The sequence below is a fragment of the Paraburkholderia sp. BL18I3N2 genome, assembly GCF_003001875.1.
In the GTDB taxonomy this organism is placed as follows: Bacteria; Pseudomonadota; Gammaproteobacteria; order Burkholderiales; family Burkholderiaceae; genus Paraburkholderia; species Paraburkholderia phytofirmans.
In genome coordinates this window covers 148,265-168,443 of record NZ_PVNC01000008.1, presented here as the reverse complement: position 1 = coordinate 168,443, position 20,179 = coordinate 148,265, and the positions used below count along the sequence as shown (strand labels likewise).

Annotated in this window: 12 protein-coding genes; 9 read left to right on the top strand and 3 right to left on the bottom strand. The window is 64.2% G+C overall.

The annotated features are described in order from the left end of the window. Positions 1-101: 101 nt before the first annotated feature. A complete protein-coding gene (locus B0G75_RS22500) occupies positions 102-4,292 on the bottom strand; it encodes a YhdP family protein (protein ID WP_106310466.1) in 4,191 nt (1,396 codons plus the stop codon). Positions 4,293-4,488: 196 nt separating this feature from the next. Between B0G75_RS22500 and glnE the strand changes: the two genes are divergently transcribed. After that, positions 4,489-7,281, top strand: a complete 2,793-nt coding sequence (gene glnE, locus B0G75_RS22495; protein ID WP_106310463.1) for a bifunctional [glutamate--ammonia ligase]-adenylyl-L-tyrosine phosphorylase/[glutamate--ammonia-ligase] adenylyltransferase — start codon at positions 4,489-4,491, stop codon at positions 7,279-7,281. A gap of 292 nt (positions 7,282-7,573) precedes the next feature. Here glnE and recN read toward each other — a convergent pair whose 3' ends face one another. Both recN and B0G75_RS22485 read right to left on the bottom strand, forming a co-directional pair. After that, positions 7,574-9,244, bottom strand: coding sequence for a DNA repair protein RecN (gene recN / locus B0G75_RS22490; protein ID WP_106310460.1), 1,671 nt, complete (start codon positions 9,242-9,244; stop codon positions 7,574-7,576). 71 nt (positions 9,245-9,315) lie between these two features. Next, positions 9,316-10,218, bottom strand: coding sequence for an NAD kinase (locus B0G75_RS22485; RefSeq protein ID WP_106310457.1), 903 nt, complete (start codon positions 10,216-10,218; stop codon positions 9,316-9,318). Positions 10,219-10,548: 330 nt separating this feature from the next. Between B0G75_RS22485 and hrcA the strand changes: the two genes are divergently transcribed. The 8 genes from hrcA to pabB all read left to right on the top strand — a co-directional run bounded on the left by hrcA (position 10,549) and on the right by pabB (position 20,138). Then, positions 10,549-11,568 carry a heat-inducible transcriptional repressor HrcA gene (gene hrcA, locus B0G75_RS22480; RefSeq protein WP_106284494.1) on the top strand — a complete coding sequence of 340 codons (1,020 nt, stop codon included), beginning with the start codon at positions 10,549-10,551 and terminating at the stop codon, positions 11,566-11,568. 177 nt (positions 11,569-11,745) lie between these two features. Further along, entirely contained in the window at positions 11,746-12,816 is a 1,071-nt protein-coding gene (gene hemH, locus B0G75_RS22475) for a ferrochelatase (RefSeq protein WP_106310454.1), read from the top strand. A gap of 8 nt (positions 12,817-12,824) precedes the next feature. Next, positions 12,825-13,238: an RNA-binding S4 domain-containing protein gene (locus B0G75_RS22470; RefSeq protein ID WP_106310451.1), complete on the top strand. Its 414-nt coding sequence runs from the start codon at positions 12,825-12,827 to the stop codon at positions 13,236-13,238. Between the two features lie 524 nt (positions 13,239-13,762). Beyond that, positions 13,763-14,347: a nucleotide exchange factor GrpE gene (gene grpE / locus B0G75_RS22460; protein ID WP_106310826.1), complete on the top strand. Its 585-nt coding sequence runs from the start codon at positions 13,763-13,765 to the stop codon at positions 14,345-14,347. A 149-nt stretch (positions 14,348-14,496) separates the two neighbouring features. After that, entirely contained in the window at positions 14,497-14,688 is a 192-nt protein-coding gene (locus B0G75_RS40780) for a hypothetical protein (RefSeq protein WP_181309329.1), read from the top strand. 143 nt (positions 14,689-14,831) lie between these two features. Next, positions 14,832-16,784 (top strand): molecular chaperone DnaK, encoded by a 1,953-nt coding sequence (gene dnaK, locus B0G75_RS22450; protein WP_106310448.1) that lies wholly within the window; start codon positions 14,832-14,834, stop codon positions 16,782-16,784. 272 nt (positions 16,785-17,056) lie between these two features. Further along, positions 17,057-18,196, top strand: coding sequence for a molecular chaperone DnaJ (dnaJ, locus tag B0G75_RS22445; RefSeq protein ID WP_012431798.1), 1,140 nt, complete (start codon positions 17,057-17,059; stop codon positions 18,194-18,196). Between the two features lie 25 nt (positions 18,197-18,221). Then, positions 18,222-20,138: an aminodeoxychorismate synthase component I gene (gene pabB, locus B0G75_RS22440; protein WP_106310445.1), complete on the top strand. Its 1,917-nt coding sequence runs from the start codon at positions 18,222-18,224 to the stop codon at positions 20,136-20,138. Positions 20,139-20,179: the final 41 nt, after the last annotated feature.

Sequence of the window (20,179 nt, the reverse complement as noted above, 5' to 3'; positions counted from 1 at the left end):
GGCGGCGCGAACCGCTGGCGCCGCATACGTCGTTCAAGGCTGGCTGGAGCCGTTGGTGCGCCACGGCGCCTGTCCGACCAGACAGGGGGCCGGATACAGGCTCAATTCGCTTCCACGGTCGAAGCCGGAAGGTCCATCTTACCGCGATCGCTCGTCACCCGCTCAACGTGCGGTTTCGACCACGAACCGGTGATCGCATAGTCCCGCGCGAACGCGTGCGAGACTGTCTGGCTGAAGGCGACATCGGCCACCAGCGCGCCCAGCCCGAGCAGCGGATTGATAACCGCCGCGGCGATCACGCCGGCGCCGGCGCTGATGGTCGGCACGACGTGCACGCGCAGATCCTGGCTTTCCTGAGCGAGGTCGACCGAGCCCTTCATCTCGGCGCGCGCCGGCGCAGTCACCAACTCGAAGTTCTCGGTGCGGCCGATGCCGTTGTGAATCTGCGCGGTGCCGGTGACATGTTCGAACGGCAAGCCTTCGCCGATCACGTCGCGGAAATTCAGCGTCGCGAAGCGCGCGAGGCTTTGCAGGCTGAGCACGCCCAACAGCTTAGCGACGCCCGGATCGACCTTGAGAATCTGGCCGTGACGCAGATCGACGGCGAGATTGCCGTTGAAGGTCGGATAGTCGATTTTGGTCGGGCCGCCTTGCCACACCACCTTGCCCGACAGCGAGCCGGCGCCCCCCTTGAGCGTGCGCGGCTGACCGAAGCGCTCGAGCAGCGCGCCGGCGTCCTTGATGTCGAGCTTGAAATCGAACACGGTGCGGCGCGGAGTGGCTTCGTCGGCGCTGTTGCCGAGTTCAGTCGAAGTGCGCCAGTTCGCGGTGGCGCTCAGCGTGGCGGCGGAGTTCGTGATGTCGAGCTTGTCGAGTTGCCAGACGGGTACGCCGTTTTCGTCGAAGTTGTGCGCGTCGACTTCGAGCCGGCCGACGTTGCGGTCGCGGAAGATCAGTTCGTTGACCACCAGATCGATAGACGGCATGTTCTGGGCCGGCGCGGACATCGCCTGGCCGATCATGTCCTTGTCGGTGGCCGACGGAATCACCACGCGGGCAAAGCGTGCCTGCAGCGTGCCTGGCGATTCTTTCGTTGCGCCCGGCAGCCACGACACGTGACCCGACACCTGGTTCGACGCGATGTTCGCCTGCCAGGTGCGATCCGTACGGGACGCGCCGACGATCACACTGTCCCAGTGACGCTTGAGCAGAGTCAGCGTGCCGACGTGCAGCGCGAAGCGGCTCGGCAGGAATTGCGCGACGGTCGGGTTCGGCGTGACCGGCGTCGCCGCGGCGGGGGCGGGCGCTTCTTTACTGCGCATCTGCGTGATCAGTGCGCGCCACGCGTCCGCATCGAATGTGTCCAGGTCGACGGCGGCGATTACGCCTTCGGACGGCAGGTCGGCGGGCTTGTTGACGCCGACCGCGCCGCGCACGACCGTCGGCGCCGTTTTCGGCTGATAGCGCAGCAGATAGGTGGCGGCCAGCGGGCCGAAGGTGAGGTCGGCGCGTTCCAGTCCCGCTTCGCCCGGCGTGGCGGCCGGGCTGACGGCGAAACGCAGCGGCATCGGCGTGCCGACCGGCTTGTTGAACGGTGCGGGGAAGTCGAGCGCGAGGCCAGTCAGATCGGAGTTCGCCCTCACCTCGGGCAACCGTCCCTTGGCGCCGCGCACGTTGAGCGCGTAGGGCGCGCTGCCGCTCATGCGCGTCAGCACCTGCGCGGCCGGGCCGTGCAGGTCCAGACCGCGCGCCGCGTCGACAGCGATATGGCCGCCGAGGTCGAGCGCATACGTGCCGTCCTGCTTCAAGCCGCCGTTCGCATGCACGTCGCCGCCGAGGAACTGCCCGGAAAGCCGGTCCACCTGCGCCGTGTGCTCAGTGAAATGCACCTTGCCCCTGAGTTGCGACAGCGGCGGCACATTGTCGACGCTCAAGCGGTTGTTCTGGAAGCCGAGCGCGCCTTCCACGGCGATGTGCGGCTTCGGCGTGCGCGGCACCGTGAGCTGCAGCGCGAGCGACGCTGGCCCTTCGGCGCGCACCTTCTCGGTTTCATGCTTGGCCATGATGCCGAGCGAACTGGCGTTCACATAGTCGAGCATGTCGGCGAGCGGGCCGTGGCCATCGCCCTTGATGACGAGGCTCGACGCTTTGGTGCCGAGATCGTCGATCCTGCCGCTGACGCCCATCAGCGCAACCTGCTTGTAATGCGCCCGGTCGACGTCGAAGCGCAGCACGTTCTGCTTGAGTTCGAACACGCCGTCGATGCCGTCGAGCGCCGGCCACACGTTCGGCGTGCCATTTCTCATCTTGCGCGGCGGGAAAGGCGTCGGATCGAACTTGCCCCCCTTGAACGGCGCAACGATATGGAACAGCCCGGCGCTCGGATCGCGCGAGTACGGGAACTTGGTCAGATCGCCATGCACCTCGATGGTCGCGCCGTGCGACATGCCCGCCTGCAAGCCGTGACCGAGATAGATGCGCAGCTTTTCGCTGATGCTGGTCGGCAGATAACGGACGATGCGCGTCACCTGCGCGCGCTGGAAGTCGGCTTTCAGATCGAGCGAGCCGCGTCCGTGGCCCGGGTTGCTGTAGTCGGCGGACGCGGTAGCCGCGACGTCGGCGTTCGAGACGCTGAAATCGGCCAGCTTTACGGTGAAGGCAGGGCGGTTTTCGCCCGGCTTCTTCGGGGTGATGGTCCAGTCGGCGCGGCCATGCAGATAGTCGAGCTTCAGGCGCGGATCGTCGAACACGCCTGGCAGGGTGATGGCGACATTGGAGGTGTCGAGCAGGGCGGTGCCGTGGGTCTCGTCGGCATCTACGTTGCCCCACAGATTCTCGATGCCGGGAATCCCCGCGCGCGGGTGGTTCCGCGCCGTGAGCCCCGGCGGCGGTTCCTGAGCGGCGACGCTGATGCCCTGCAGATCGCCCTTGAAACGATAATGTTCGATCGGTTCGGCGCCGCTCGGGTAACGGTCGCTGCCTGCTTCGCCGGATGCCGGCTTGCCGCGCTCGACTTCGATCACATAGTTGGCGACCAGGCCGCGCGGATTGAAACGCACGAGACTGTTCAGCAGGCGTCGCGGCAGCGGCAACGCACGGCTGAATTCGGCGAGGATGCCCAGATCGACACGATCGCCGCTCACGCTGACGAGCTGTCCGTGTTGCTGCGAGGCGGTCCGGTAACGTCCGTTCAGCGTGGTGAGCGTGAGCGTCCGGGTGAGCGGCGTGCCGTCGTCGAGCGGCGGCTGGCCGAGTTCGGCGCGCAGATTGGTCAGTTGCAGCTTGTAGTCGCCCTCGCCGGCTTCGAGGCGCCATGAAAAATTGGCGACTGGCACGAGCAGCTTCGGCTGGGTCGGATGCACCCGCAGGGCGACATCGGTGCCGGCCAATTGCCCGCCGGCCGACTTCATGCGGCCCTCGGTGAAGTCGATCCAGATGGCGTTGTCGACACGGCCGGCGAACGTCTCGATCGGAAAATTGACGTAGCGCGCGAGTGTCGGCAGATCGACCGGGCCGGTCGAGACGTACACCTGGCCGGTCCAGTTGATCGGTTTGCCGATCGCGGAGAGCGGCGCGTGTTTAAAGTGCGTGCGGAAATCGAGCGGGCCGTGCAGGACCTGGCCGTCGGCGGGCGCCTGCAGCGCGAGGCGGTGATCGTAGCCGTCGTTGAGAATCGCGATACGAATATCGCGTAGCGCCAGCTCCGGCGCGTCATGCTGCGCATCGCGCCAGCGCAGCGCGCCGCCCCGCACCACGATCGCCTGCTGGCGCAGCAGCCAGGTGGATAACGTGTCGTTGCCGCTGTGACGAGTCGGCACCGGCACGCCCGCCACCGAGAGCACGCCGTCGCTGCTGCGCGACACCAGCACGTCCGGCTGATCGACGATCAGACTGGAGAGCGCGGGACGAAACTGCCAGAGCGAGCGCCACGAGAGCGTGGCGGTGGCGTGCGGGATCGTCAGCGCGGCTTTGCCGTCGTGATCGCGAATCACCAGGTTGGTGACGTCGAGGCCCGGCTGGAAGCTGCTCCAGTGCGGCGCGAGCTTGCCGATGGTGAACTGCGCGTGCAGCTTTTCGGAAATGGCCGCTTCGATGCGTGGCCGGAACGAGTCCACGCGCGGCAGCACCACGTAGCGCAAGCCGAGAAACAGACCCATCACAATGAAGTACAGGACGAGCGCGAGCGCGAGGACGACGTGCAGGGTCCGACGCAGCACGATGTGGTCGCTTCCGCTCACAGGCCGGACCTGCACAGTTTCGTGCGGGTCGGCGGATTCGTTTCGCTCGGACATGCTGCGGCGGGTGGGCGTATGGTAGTTTTGCGAATTAACGACGAAATGTAACACACGGGAAAGCGTAGGCGGACCTCCTGCAAACCCTGTCTGCATGCCGTCTCGCGACTTTGCGGGAGGCGGCCGCGAGCGCTGCTGCCGTGTACTACTGCGAACTGAACCACGCTGATCAAGCAACGAGCGAGCCAGACCCTTGATGACTGACGCCACTCTCCTGAGTTCCAACTATTCACATTACGCGGCGCGCGCTGCGGCTGCCCGTCCGCAACTCGTGGCGCGCGTCGCGGCGCTTGCGTCCGAGCCGCTGACGCGTGAGCGTATCGACGCCCGTTTCGACGCTTTGTGCGCCGAAGCGGCCGGCGCGGCCGACGCGCCATTGAATGAAGATGCACTCAAACGGGCCTTGCGCCAATTGCGCACCGAGGTCTTTTGCGCCGTGATGGAGCGTGATCTGGCGGGCGAGGCGGATGTTGCCGAAGTCACGGGCGCGATGACCGACCTGGCGGAGACGACGATCCAGCGCGCGCTCGCCGTCCTGTCAGCGGAACTCGAAACGCTGTATGGCGAGCCGCGCGGGCCGCAAGGCGAACGGCTCTCGCTCGGCGTGGTGGGCATGGGCAAGCTCGGCGGGCGCGAGCTGAACGTGTCGTCGGATATCGACTTGATCTTCATTTATGAAGAGGACGGCGAGACCTCGGGCGGCCAGCGTTCGCCGATCGCCACGCAGGACTTTTTCACGCGCCTCGGCAAGCGCCTGATCGGCGCGCTCGCCGAAGTGACCGGCGACGGCTATGTGTTCCGGGTCGACATGCGGCTGCGGCCGAACGGCGACTCGGGGCCGCTCGTGTGCAGTCTCGGCATGCTCGAAGAGTATTTCTACGTGCAAGGCCGCGAGTGGGAGCGCTATGCGTGGATCAAGGGGCGCCTCGTGTCCGAAGGCGCGAGCGATGCGGCGCAGCGGCTGCAGAAGCAGCTCGATGCGATCGTCACGCCGTTCGTCTATCGCCGCTACCTCGACTTCGGCGTGATCAGTGCGATTCGCGCGCTGCATCTGCAGATTCGCCAGGAGGCGCAGCGGCGCGCGTCGATGCGGCCCGACAAGGCCGACGACATCAAGCTCGGGCGGGGCGGCATCCGCGAAATCGAATTTAGCGCGCAAGTGTTCCAGTTGATCCGCGGCGGGCAGGACGCGGGCTTCCGCGTGCGGCCGACACTCGCGGTGCTGCGTCACGCGGCCACGCATGGGCTGCTCGACACGTCGGTCTGCGTGAAGCTCTCGCAGGCATATCGTTTCCTGCGCGAACTCGAACACCGGCTGCAATACCGTAACGATGCGCAGACCCATGCGATGCCGGTCGATCCGGAGGACCGTGCGGCGCTCGCTCATGCGATGGGCTGCGACGACTACGACGCGCTGATGACGAAGCTGGACGCGCATCGCGAATTCGTCGAACAGCAGTTCGATCAGATTTTCGCTGACAAAGTAAACGGCCGCGACGGCTGTGGCGCACCCGAAGACGGCGCCGCGGCATGGGTCTGGAGCAGCGCGCTCGCCGACGACAGCGCCGACGAAGCCCTGCAGTCGCGCCTCGTCGAACTCGGCGTGGCCGAGCCGGGCGAACTGGTCGCGCGGCTGCGCGCGATCTGGCAGTCGTCGCGTTATGCGGGGCTGGCAGAGCGCAGCCGGCAACGTTTCGACATCGTCGCGCAACGGGCGCTCGAAGCCGCCCGCACGTTGGAACCCGCGGAGCGCCGCGGCGATACGGTAGCGCGCTTCTTCGACCTGCTCGAAGCGGTGAGCAGGCGCGGCGCGTACCTGGCGCTGCTGACCGAATATCCTCAAGCGCTGCATCGTGTGCTGTCAGTGCTCGGCGGTTCGCGTTGGGCAGCGGGCTATCTGATCCGCCATCCGCAATTGCTGGACGAATTGCTGGACGATGAAGCGATCAATAGTCCGTTCGACTGGCCCGAGTTCAAGCGCACGCTGCGCCTGCGCCTGGCCGCGGCGGACGGCGTAGAGCAGCAAATGGATCTGCTGCGCCACGCCCACCAGGCCGAGGTGTTTCGCATTTTGCTGATCGATCTGGCCGGCAAGCTGAGCGTCGAGCATGTGAGCGACCGGCTGTCAGAACTGGCTGACGCTGTGCTCGACGTCACGCTTCAGGCCGTCTGGAATCAGTTGCCGAAACGCCATCGCGACGTGCCGCGTTTCGCGGTGATCGCGTACGGCAAGCTGGGCGGCAAGGAACTGGGTTACGCGTCCGACCTCGACCTGATCTTCCTCTACGACGACCCCGACGATGCCGCAGCCGACGTCTACGCCACTTACACCCGCCGCCTGATCACCTGGCTGACGACCGCGACCGGCGCCGGCACCCTGTTCGACGTGGACTTGCGTCTGCGGCCGAACGGCGAGTCGGGCCTGCTCGTCACCGATCTGGACGCGTTCCGCCGTTACCAGTTGCGCGAGGGCGACGCGGCCAATACGGCGTGGGTCTGGGAGCATCAGGCATTGAGCCGCGCGCGTTACTGCGCGGGCGACGCCGAGATCGGCGCGAAGTTCGAGGCCATCCGCGAACAGGTGCTGACTACGCCGCGCGAAGCGGCGCCGCTCATGAAGGAGATCGTCGAGATGCGCGCGCGCGTCGAAGCCGGGCATCCGAACCATACGGCGCTGTTCGACCTGAAGCACGATAGCGGCGGGATGGTGGATATCGAATTCACCGTGCAGTACTGGGTGTTGTTGCACGCGGCGAGCGATCCCGAACTGATCCGCAATACCGGCAACATCGCGTTGCTGCGGGAAGTGTCGCGCTTCGGCCTGATGAGCGAGGCGGAAGCGGAGACGGTCGGCGCGGCGTATCGCACGTACCGCAAATTGCAGCACCAGTTGCGGCTGGATGGGATGGAGAAGGCGCGGGTCGAGCCGGCGCTGGTGGCTAAGGAGCGGGAAGCGGTGCTCGCGCTGTGGAAGCGCGTGTTTGGGTGAGGGTTGATCGGGAGTTCGCGGTTTGTGCGAGCGGGGTTGTGCAGCTTGGTGCCTTGAACGGCGGCGTGAGCGAATTCGTGGCGTTCGCTCTCCGAAACGGCATGAAGGGTGGTGAGGCCAAGCGAGGTGAGGTTCGGCGAAGCAAGACGTCAGGTCGGCTCGCCGAAGATCGTTCGCCGCCGCGGGCATTGTGCTTGCGAGCCGCACGGGTGCTGGTTTTCCCGCGACCAACCGGGCGGCTAGCTTTCCTGCGCGAGACGCAGGTGGCGAGGGCATCCCCAGCAACGAACAACTATGCCGCCAGCATTTCCTTCGCGTGTTTCCGCGTGGTCGGCGTGATCTCCAACCCGCCGAGCATCCGTGCGACTTCTTCGACGCGGCTTGCCTTATCGAGCGAGGTCACGCTGCTGACCGTGCCGCCTTTGCCGTTGCCCGCCTTCGCCACCTGGAAGTGATGGTCGCCGCGCGCGGCGACTTGCGGCAAGTGCGTTACGCACAGGACCTGGCGCTGCCGGCCAAGCTGATGCAGCAGCCGCCCGACCACTTCGGCGACGCCCCCGCCAATGCCCGTGTCCACTTCGTCGAAGATCAGCGTGGGCGTCGGGCTGGCGGCGCTGGCAATGACCGCGAGCGCGAGGCTGATCCGCGCCAGTTCCCCGCCTGAGGCAACCTTCGCGAGCGGCCGCAGCGGCACGCCGGCATGTCCGGCGACGCGGAACTCGACCTGTTCGAGCCCATGCGCGCCGCCTTCGGGCAGCGGCACCAGCGCGACTTCGAAGCTGCCGCCTTTCATCGACAGCTCCTGCATGCCGGTGGTGACCGCCGCGCCGAGCGCCTTGCCGGCCTTGGCGCGCGCCTTCGAGAGTTTCTTCGCTTCGGTCAGGAAAGCTTCCTTGGCCTTGGCTTCGGCGGCGTGCAGGCTGTCGAGGTCGGCGGCCGCGTCGAGGGCCGCGAGTTGCGTGCGACGCGCCTCATGTTCCTCAGGCAACGTCTGAGGCTGCAGACGAAACTTGCGTGCGGCTGAATGCAGCGCGTCGAGGCGTTTTTCGACTTGTGCGAGCCGGTCCGGATCGAGTTCGAGCTTTTGCGCGTAGTGGCTCAGCGAATAAACCGCTTCCTGCAACTGGATTTCGGCGGGCTCCAGCGCGGCCAGCACGTCGTTCAGGGCCGGGTCGATTTCCGCCAGATCGCGCACCTTCGAGACGATCGAGGACAGATGCGTGATCATGGCCTCGTCCGATTCGGACAGTGCGACGAGCGCGCCCTGCACGCCGTCGATCAGATTGGCCGAATGCGACAGCCGCCGGTGCTCGGCGTTGACCTCTTCCCACTCTCCTGGTTGCGGCGCGAGCTTGTCCAGTTCAGCGAGTTGCCAGGCGAGACGCTCGCGTTCGAGTTGCAGTTCACGGTCACGCGTTTGCGCGTGCTCGACCGCCTGAACCTTCTCGCGCCACGTGCGCCATGCCCGCGTGACGTTTGCCGCGGTGTCCGACAGGCCCGCGTGGGTGTCGAACAGTTCGCGTTGCGCGTCAGGGCGCATCAGCAGTTGGTGCGCGTGCTGGCCATGAATATCCACCAGCATTTCGCCGACCTCGCGCAACTGCGCGAGCGTGGCCGCAGTGCCGTTGATAAAGGCGCGCGAGCGGCCGTTGGCATCCACCACGCGCCGCAGCATCACCGTGCCGCCGTGATGGCCGTCCTCGCCAGTCGTGCCGAGCGCCTGCTCGTCGAGCCACTGCTCGACCTGCGCATGGGTCTCGAACTCAGCGGTGAGGTCCGCCCGGCTCTCACCGGTGCGCACGACGTTCGCGTCGGCGCGGGCACCGAGCGCGAGCGCCAGCGCGTCGATCAGGATCGACTTGCCGGCGCCGGTTTCGCCTGAGAAAACAGTAAAGCCGCTGTCGAATTCGAGGTCGAGCGCGGCGACGATGACGAAGTCGCGTATCGAGAGGTGGCGAAGCATGGAGGTCGTCTGGTGAGCTTGATGTTCGGGTTTCGGCAGCGGCGGGGTTCGCGTTCCAGTGTGCTTGCCGCTCAAGGCTTGGGATCTTCTTCGTACGACGGGTATTCGTTCCAGTGCAGTTTCTTGCGCAGCGTGGTGAAGAAACTGTAGCCGACCGGATGCAGCATCGGCACCGTATGACGCGAGCGGCGCACTTCGATCGTGTCGCCCAGTTCGAGCGAGGTGAACGACTGCATGTCGAAATTGACGTTCACTTCACGCCCCGAGACGATCTGAATGCTCACCTTCGAGTCGTCCGGCAGCACGATTGGCCGGTTCGAAAGCGCGTGCGGCGCGATCGGCACCAGCACGATGCCCTGCAATTGCGGATGCAGAATCGGCCCCTGCGACGACAGCGCGTAGGCGGTCGAGCCGGTGGGCGTGGCTACGATCAGACCGTCCGAGCGCTGGTTGTACATGAAGCGGCCGTCCACCGAGACATGCAGTTCCGCCATGCCCGAAAAGCCGCTGCGGTTGACCACCACATCGTTGAAGGCCAATGCGTGATAGATCGGATTGCCGCCGCGCATGATGCGCGCTTCGAGCAGCACGCGTTCCTCGCGCTCGAAATTGCCGGACAGCATTTGCGGCACGATCTCGCGCATGTCGGAGATCGGAATGTCTGTAATGAAGCCGAGCCGCCCATGGTTGATGCCGATCAGCGGCGTGCGGTACGGCGCTAGCTGGCGGCCGATGCCGAGCATGGTGCCGTCGCCGCCCAGCACGACCGCAACGTCGGCGCGCGCGCCGATCTCGGCGGGGCGCAGCGCCGGGTAGTCGGTGACGCCGATCTCGGCGGCGGTGTCGGCTTCGAACACGACCTCGAAGCCGCGCTTCGCGATGCACGAGGCGAGCTCGGTCAACGGCTCGGCGATGCCCGGCGTATTGTTGCGCCCGACGAGCGCGACGGTCTTGAACTGGCTGGTCACTTGCATGCCGGCATTACACCATAGGTAGGGCCTGAAAAGAACCGCAGACAGACCCGGTAGCGGGCCGGCGCGCGCGGGCCGTCAGCGCATCTCGCGATTATCGTTAGAATGGTGAAGCCTTGATGACATGTGCGCCGGTTAAAGTGCGGTGGGGTGCCGGCAGCCGGGCCGCCCAGAAGGTGGCTCGCAAGGTGGTCCGCACAGCGCCGGGCGGAACGCCGGCTTACGGGCCGAACCGGAGGCAGCGCGCCGCCCTGGCAAACGGCGGCGCGTTCGTCAGGGATGGGTGCCCCTAGCGCTCGCGGTAGTTGTGCCATTGAGCTAAAATTTTCCCTCATGCTAGATCCTCGCGCACAAACCCTCCTCAAAACGCTGATCGAGCGCTACATCGCCGAAGGTCAGCCGGTCGGCTCGCGCACGTTGTCGCGCTATTCGGGCCTGGAACTGAGTCCCGCAACGATCCGCAACGTGATGTCCGACCTCGAGGACCTCGGGCTCGTGATCAGTCCGCATACTTCCGCGGGCCGCATTCCCACACCACGCGGTTACCGGCTTTTCGTGGACACCATGCTCACAGTGGAGTCCGCCGCGGACGAAGAAGCCGTGACGCGTACCGTCAAGACTACGCTGCAGGCAGGCGAACCGCAGAAAATCGTTGCGGCGGCGGCCAGTGTGCTGTCCAACCTGTCGCAGTTCGCCGGTGTGGTGCTCACGCCGCGGCGCAGCCACGTGTTCAAGCAGATCGAGTTCATGCGTTTGTCGGACAAGCGCATTCTGCTGATCATCGTCACGCCGGAAGGCGACGTGCAGAACCGCATCATGGCGACCCAGCGCGACTTCTCGCCTTCGCAACTGGTCGAAGCCTCCAACTACATCAACGCGCACTTCGCGGGCCTTTCGTTCGACGACGTGCGGCGCCGCCTGCGCGAAGAAATCGACGAACTGCGCGGCGACATGACCACGCTGATGCACGCCGCCGTCACGGCCAGCACGGATGAATCCGACACGGGCGAGACCGTGCTGATTTCCGGCGAGCGCAATCTGCTCGAAGTGGCCGACCTTTCGTCGGACATGGCGCGCTTGCGCAAACTGTTCGATGTGTTCGATCAAAAGACCAGTCTCCTTCAGTTGCTCGACGTGTCGAGTCACGCGGCGGGCGTGCAGATTTTCATCGGCGGCGAGTCGAATCTCGTACCGATCGAGGAAATGAGCGTGGTCACCGCGCCATATGAGGTGAACGGCAAGATCGTCGGCACGCTCGGTGTGATCGGGCCGACCCGCATGGCCTACAACCGCGTGATCCCGATTGTGGATATCACCGCGCGCCTGCTTTCGCTGACCCTCAGTCAGCAATAGGCGGCTTCGACTCCGGCCGCAACGGCACTTGCTCCTGCTGCAAATAATGCGTGACGGCGCGCGGCTTGCCAATTGGCCGAATGGCCAGGGGTGTCCGGCGGACCGGTGCGAGAACCGCGCCGCTATAATGAATCCCACCTCAACCGACTCTCCGCCAACACCGGTACTTTGCTGCCTATGCGCTTCGACCTCGAGCGGCCCTCACAGAACGCTACGTCACACCGTGTCGCCGTGCTGCTGATCAATCTCGGCACACCCGACGCGCCGACGCCGCGCGCGGTCCGCCGCTATCTCGCGCAGTTTCTATCCGATCCGCGCGTGGTCGAAATTCCGGCGCTTCTCTGGCAGATCATCCTGCGGTTGCTGATTTTGCCGTTTCGGGGCGTCGCTTCCGCCAAGAAGTACGCTGCGGTGTGGATGCCGGAGGGCTCACCGCTGCGCGTCCACACGGAGAAGCAGGTGGAAGGCCTGCGCCATCTGTTGCAATTGAACGACTACACGGTGCTGGTCGATTACGCGATGCGCTACGGCACGCCGGGCATTCCGGCCATGCTGAACCAGCTCAAGCTGGCGGGCGCCGAGCGCGTGCTGCTAATGCCCATGTATCCGCAGTACTCGTCGTCGACGACCGCCACCGCGTTCGACGACGCCTTTTCGGCGCTCAAGCGCATGCGCAATCAGCCGGAAATCCGCACGGTGCGTCAGTACGCCGACCATCGGGCCTACATTGCGGCGCTTGCGGCGCAGGTGCATCACTATTGGCACCAGCATGGCAGGCCGGATTTTGCCGCGGGCGACAAGCTGGTGTTGAGTTTCCACGGCGTGCCCAAGCGCACGCTGGATCTCGGCGACCCGTACCACGAGCAATGCCAGCAAACCGGCGCGTTGCTGATGCAGGCGCTCGAACTGACGCAGGTGGAATGCCGCATCACGTTCCAGTCGCGCTTTGGCAAGGCCGAATGGCTGCAGCCGTACACGGCGCCCACGTTGAAGGAACTGGGCGCGGCGGGCGTACGGCGCGCCGACGTGTTCTGTCCGGGCTTTACGGCCGACTGCCTTGAAACCATCGAGGAAATCGGCATGGAAGTGCGCGACGAATTCCTCCGTGCGGGCGGCAAGGATTTCCATCGGATTCCCTGCCTGAATGCCTCGCAGGCGTGGATTGCCGCGCTGGGCGAAATCGTTGCGCAGAACCTGCAGGGCTGGCCGGTGCAGGCGTTGCCGGTGCCGCATACGACAGGAGCTTGAACTGGCTCATGAACTACAGTATTGCAACTGACGCGGGCGCAAAGCTGCGCATCGACAAATGGCTCTGGGCGGCGCGCTTCTTCAAGACGCGCTCCCTCGCGGCGGACGCCGTCGAAAAAGGGCACGTGCGGATTGGCGGTGCCAGCGTCAAGCCGGCTAAAGACGTGCGGGTCGGCGACCTGGTCGAGATCGAGATCGAGATCGAGCGGATTATGTGGCAGGTGGAGGTGCTGGGCGTGTGCGACGTGCGCGGCCCGGCGAGCGTCGCGCAAACGCTTTATGCGGAAACCGAAGAGAGCAAGGTAAAGCGGCAGGTCGAACAGGAGCGGCGCAAGACATATCGCGAACCGGCGGCCGCATTGCACGGCCGGCCGACCAAGCGCGACAGGCGCACTATCGACAAACTTTCAGGTGGGGGTTGAACAGCTGTTCCATAGTCGCGTGCACACCGCCATATTCGGTAGTGTGGTCGTTGACAGCCCCGGACATGCAGATGGTCGTGGTGCCCGCAATCAGAACCAATGCGACCACCGAGATTGCAAAGGTCAGTTTCACGGTACTCCCCTCGGGAAGGTTCAGGATAAAGACGGGCGAATCGGGTGGGAATTGCAATATATCGGAAAGGTTTACGTCAGATTAGGGTTAACGCCTCTTTTCCGATGCTTAGGTGGAGCATAGGCCACTTGTCAGCAGCACTCAATCTCAATCTGATTGCGCAGCAATAATGGTTGTAACCGGGCATTTCCGTGGCCCATCCGCGGTGCGAAAAGATCCGGGACAACCGCTTGAAATGGTTGCTCCCGGCCTCATCTGCCGTTTTGATTCACGGTGACTCGCGAAGTTGTCTGTCGCGATTTTGCAACGCACAAACCGCGCCAGGTTTGATGTGCTGCCGGCCACCGTTGGCTTTTACCTCGCTTTCACCTATTTAACGACTTTCAGCGACATGGAAAACACGCAAGAGAACCCGACGAGCCAGAATCCCACGCCCGCCGACGAAACCGCGCGCCAGGCCGCCGAGGCCGCAGCACCTCAGCAGGAAGCGGCGGCCAACGCCGCAACCGACTCGCCAGTCAACGCAGAGCAGGCTGCCTTGGCCGAAGCCGAAGCGAAGATCGCCGAGTTGCAGGAGAGCTTCCTGCGCGCCAAGGCTGAGACCGAAAACGTCCGCCGCCGCGCTCAGGAAGATGTCGCCAAGGCGCACAAGTTTGCAATCGAGAGCTTCGCCGAGCATCTGCTGCCGGTGATCGACAGTCTCGAGGCAGCTGTCGCCCACTCGTCCGACGATCTGCAGAAGGTGCGCGAAGGCGTCGAGCTCACGCTGCGTCAGCTCACCGGCGCGCTGGAAAAGGGCCGCGTCGTCGCCCTGAATCCGGTTGGCGAGAAGTTCGATCCGCACCGTCATCAGGCCATTTCCATGGTGCCGGCCGAGCAGGAGCCGAACACCGTGGTAGCCGTGCTGCAAAAGGGCTTCGTGATCGCCGACCGCGTGTTGCGTCCGGCACTCGTGACCGTCGCCGCACCGAAGTAAGCGCAGAAGGTAAGCCGCTTCGTCCAGCAGGCAACGCGCCGTGGCACACCTTCCCATCGACGCCACCGCGCTCGGCCTCAACGGCTTCACAGCAGTGTTGACGGGCATCGCGAACCGGGCTTGTGCTTCATCATGCACGGCGTGCCCACATGGTCGGCTTCTTCTGCCGCGGCAAGCGACTCGGCTGGCAACGCCTCGAGCAGTTCGAAGCTGCGGCCGTGGTCACCGCCGCACGGGAGAAGATTCGGGCCGACACGCGGGCAAAATGGCCGACGCCACGAGCGGCGCTCGGACTGTTGAAACGAATTCGGGCAAAAGTTCGCCCGATTGAAAAAAATTAAAGACCGCATCGCAAAAGAGGTCTTGAAAACGATGCGGACGCACTTATGTTGAGTGCAGGTAGGAATTGAGAGCGGATCGCCGTACCGCCGGCAGGGCAAACAAGGCGCTTCCCGCAGCGATCAAAGTTAGGAGAATAGGAAAAATGGGCAAAATCATCGGTATCGACCTGGGCACGACCAACTCGTGCGTGGCGATCATGGAAGGCAATTCGGTCAAGGTGATCGAGAACTCGGAAGGCGCGCGTACCACGCCGTCGATCATCGCTTACATGGAAGACGGCGAGATTCTCGTCGGCGCACCTGCGAAGCGTCAGTCGGTCACGAATCCGAAGAACACGCTGTACGCGGTCAAGCGCCTGATCGGCCGCCGCTTCGAAGAAAAAGAAGTTCAGAAAGACATCGCGCTGATGCCGTACAAGATCATGAAAGCCGATAACGGCGACGCATGGATCGAAGTGCGCGATCAGAAGCTCGCGCCGCCGCAAATCTCGGCGGAAACGCTGCGCAAGATGAAGAAGACCGCTGAAGACTATCTCGGCGAGCCGGTCACCGAAGCCGTGATCACGGTTCCCGCGTACTTCAACGACAGCCAGCGCCAGGCCACCAAAGATGCAGGTCGCATCGCCGGTCTGGAAGTGAAGCGGATCATTAACGAACCGACGGCAGCCGCTCTGGCATTCGGTCTGGACAAGGCCGAAAAGGGTGACCGCAAGATCGCGGTGTATGACCTGGGTGGCGGTACGTTCGACGTGTCGATCATCGAAATCGCCGACGTCGACGGTGAAATGCAGTTCGAAGTGCTCTCCACGAACGGCGATACGTTCCTGGGCGGTGAAGACTTCGACCAGCGCATCATCGATTACATCATTGCCGAGTTCAAGAAGGAACAAGGCGTCGATCTGTCGAAAGACGTGCTCGCGCTGCAGCGCCTGAAGGAATCGGCTGAAAAGGCGAAGATCGAACTGTCGTCGAGCCAGCAAACCGAAATCAACCTGCCGTACATCACGGCCGACGCGTCGGGTCCGAAGCACTTGAACCTGAAAATCACGCGCGCCAAGCTGGAAGCGCTGGTTGAAGAGCTGATCGAACGCACGATCGAACCGTGCCGCATGGCGATCAAGGACGCGGGCGTGAAGGTCGGCGAAATCGACGACGTGATTCTGGTCGGCGGTATGACGCGCATGCCGAAGGTGCAGGAAAAGGTCAAGGAGTTCTTCGGCAAGGATCCGCGCCGTGACGTGAACCCGGACGAAGCCGTGGCCGTTGGCGCCGCGATTCAAGGTCAGGTTCTGTCGGGCGACCGTAAAGACGTTCTGCTGCTCGACGTGACCCCGCTGTCGCTCGGTATCGAAACGCTCGGCGGTGTGATGACGAAGATGATCAACAAGAACACCACGATCCCGACCAAGCACGCACAGGTCTACTCGACGGCTGACGACAATCAGGGCGCCGTGACGATCAAGGTGTTCCAGGGCGAACGCGAAATGGCAGCGGGCAACAAGCTGCTGGGCGAGTTCAACCTGGAAGGCATTCCGCCGGCACCGCGCGGCACGCCGCAAATCGAAGTGAGCTTCGACATCGACGCGAACGGCATTCTGCACGTCGGCGCGAAAGACAAAGCGACCGGCAAGGAAAACCGCATCACGATCAAGGCGAACTCGGGTCTGTCCGAAGCCGAAATCGAGAAGATGGTGAAGGACGCCGAAGCGAACGCGGAAGAAGATCACAAGCTGCGTGAGCTGGCCGATGCCCGCAATCAGGGCGACGCGCTGGTCCACAGCACGAAGAAGGCGCTGACCGAATACGGCGACAAGCTGGAAGCTTCCGAGAAGGAAAAGATCGAAGCCGCGCTGAAGGACCTCGAAGAAACGCTGAAGAGCGGTTCGGCGGACAAGGCTGCGATCGAAGCCAAGATCGAAGTGGTGGCCACCGCCTCGCAGAAGATGGGCGAGAAGATGTATGCCGACATGCAGGCTGCGCAAGGTGCCGAAGCTGCGGCAGCTGGCGCGGCGGGCGCGGGTGCAACGGCGGGTGGCGCGAGCCAGCAGCAGGACGACGTGGTCGACGCCGAGTTCAAGGAAGTCAAGAAAGACTAAAGCCAGGTCGCGTTTCGACCGTAAAGCCGCACACAACCCCGTGTGCGGCCCGGCTGCACCAGAGGCTGCGCCCGTGTTGTCGGACACAGCAAACGTGCAAGAGCGGTTATCTCGCCTGGCGAGCCTTTTAGGCTCTCCGGGCACATTTGTTTTATGGAGGGCGTTGTTTTAAGCCGCATTCAGGCGGCATGAAACAGCGGCCGGACGAGTCGTGAGACTCCAGCATTCAAGAGGAGCCACCGGGCGCATTGCGCGAGTGGCGTTGAACCGATATGGCGAAACGGGATTACTACGAGGTTCTGGGCGTCGCAAAGAACGCGAGCGACGACGAAATCAAGAAGGCTTATCGCAAGCTGGCGATGAAGCACCACCCCGACCGCAATCCGGGCAACAAGGATGCGGAAGGGCATTTCAAAGAGGTGAAGGAAGCCTATGAAATGCTCTCGGACTCGCAAAAGCGTGCCGCGTACGATCAGTACGGCCACGCGGGCGTCGATCCGAACATGGGCGGGGCCGGGGCGCAAGGCTTCGGCGGCTTTGCCGACGCATTCGGCGATATTTTCGGCGACATCTTCGGCCAGGCGGCCGGTGGCGCCGCACGCGGCGGCGGCCGCGCCGGTCCGCAGGTGTACCGCGGCGCCGACTTGCGCTACAGCATGGAAATCACGCTGGAACAGGCCGCGCACGGCTACGACACGCAGATTCGCGTGCCGAGCTGGGTGTCGTGCGAAATCTGTCACGGCTCGGGCGCCAAGCCCGGCACGAAGCCGGAAACCTGCCCCACCTGTAGCGGTTCGGGTTCGGTGCGGATGTCGCAAGGTTTTTTCAGCATTCAGCAAACCTGCCCGAAGTGCCACGGCACCGGCACCTATATTCCTGAACCGTGCGGCCACTGCCACGGCGCGGGCAAGGTGAAGGAAACCAAGACGCTGGAAGTGAAGATCCCGGCAGGTATCGACGACGGCATGCGGATCCGCTCCGCCGGCAACGGCGAGCCGGGTATCAACGGCGGCCCGTCGGGCGATCTGTACGTCGAGATTCACATCAAGCAGCACTCGGTGTTCGAGCGCGACGGCGACGATCTGCATTGCCAGATGCCGATCCCGTTCACCACCGCGGCACTCGGCGGCGAAATCGAAGTGCCGACTCTCGCGGGCCGCGCCAGCTTCACCGTGCCGGAAGGCACGCAGTCGGGCAAGACGTTCCGTCTGCGTGGCAAGGGCATCAAGGGGCTGCGCTCAAGCATTGCCGGCGATCTGTATGTGCACGTGCAAGTCGAAACGCCGGTCAAACTCACCGAGCCGCAACGCGATCTGCTCAAGCAGTTCGAAAAGGCGCTGGTTGAAGGCGGCTCGCGGCATAGCCCGCAGAGCAAGAGCTGGTTCGACCGGGTGAAGAGCTTCTTCGATTAATGGCGGTTTGAAGTTGGCGGTAGGTATGACGGCAGATGAGCGCGGCGCGGTGTTCGCGTTGCTCGACGATTGCGACGCGACGGCGGCGCGCCGTTCGAGTCGTCTGTACACGGGTTTTGTGCAGGAACGGGTGTGTGCGGACGCCGCGCAGCTCGAAGCCGTGTGCGAAACCGTGGGAGCGCAGACGCAGCGTGGTTTGCATGCCGTCGTGCTCGCCGACTATGAGTTCGGCCGGCATCTTCTCGACGGAGATTTGAGCCGGTCTTTGAAAACGCAGCGTGGCGATGCCACGCTGCGTTTTTTATTGTTCGAACGTTGCGAGAAGCTCAGTCGTGAAGAGGTCGACGCGTGGCTCATGGCGCGCGACGAAGGCGCGGCAGAGCCATCGGTGGCGGGCACGGCCAACGTGCGCGCGAGCGTCGACCCCGCGCAGTTCAACGCGGCGATCGATGTGATTCACTCGGCTCTGCGCGCCGGCGATTCCTATCAGGTCAACTACACGTACCGGCTCGGCTTCGATGTATTCGGCTCGCCCACCGCGCTGTATCGGCGGTTGAGGGCGCGTCAGCCGGTGCCGTATGGGGCGCTGATCGCGTTGCCGGACGGACAGTGGGTGCTGTCGTGTTCACCGGAACTCTTCGTCGAGAAGCAGGGCGCGACGTTGCGTGCGCGGCCGATGAAAGGCACCGCGCCGCGCTCGGACGACCCGGCGGTGGACCGGCGTGCTGCCGAATTCCTCGGCAACGATCCGAAGAACCGCGCCGAAAACGTGATGATCGTCGACCTGTTGCGCAATGATCTGTCGCGGGTGGCGCAAACGGGTTCGGTCAAGGTGCCGGCGCTGTTCTCGGTCGAGCCGTATGCGTCGGTGTGGCAAATGACCTCGACAGTGGAGGCGGCGCTTAAGCCCGCCACGTCGTTCGCCCAGACGTTGCGCGCGCTGTTCCCTTGCGGCTCGATTACCGGCGCGCCGAAGCATCGCACGATGCAGTTGATCGATGAGCTCGAGAGCACGCCGCGCGGACTCTATACCGGCGCGATTGGCTGGCTGGACGCGCCTTCATCGTCTGCCGACACCGCGGACGCGACCACGCGCGACGCAAACCGGACCGACTGCGGCGACTTCTGCTTATCCGTCGCGATCCGCACGCTGACGTTGAGCCCGTCGACGCAAACCGGTCATCTGGAAGGCAAGATGGGCGTTGGCGCGGGCATCGTGCTCGACAGCGTCGCCGCCGACGAATATGCGGAGTGCCAATTGAAGGCCAGCTTTCTGACCGGCGCCGAGCCGGGTTTCGAGCTATTCGAAACGATGTATGCGACGCGCGAAGAGGGCGTACGGAATCTGTCCCGCCATCTCGCGCGGTTGTCATCGAGCGCCGCGGCGCTCGGTTTCAAGTTCGACGACACAAATGCCATCAGCTCAGAGATCGCTACGAAGTGCGCGTCGTTGCCCGCGCACACGCCGCATCGCATGCGTCTTGCACTGAGCAAAAACGGCACGATTCAGATCACGGCCGCGGTGTTGACGCCGCTAGCCGAACCGACCGTCGGCGTGCTGCTTGGACCCGATCACGCATTCCCGGCAACCGACGCCGCCGACCCGCTGCTGCGCCATAAAACCACGCGCCGCGCCGAATACGATCGCGGCTGGCGCGAAGCCGAAGCAAAGGGCGCATTCGACACGCTGTTCTTCAACGCGCAGGGCGAGTTGACCGAAGGCGGCCGCTCGAATGTGTTTGTGAAACTGGCTGGACGCTGGTGGACGCCGCCGCTCGCGTCGGGCGTTCTGCCAGGCGTGATGCGCGGCGTTTTGCTTGAGGAAGCGTCGGACCTACAGGCGGCCGAACGTGTGCTGACCCGGACCGATCTGCAAAACGCCGAAGCGCTAATGGTGTGCAATGCACTGCGAGGCGCAGTACCGGCGCGGATCGTGGGCTGATAGAGGCGGGAGCGCGAGCCGCTGACGGCAGCAAACAACGC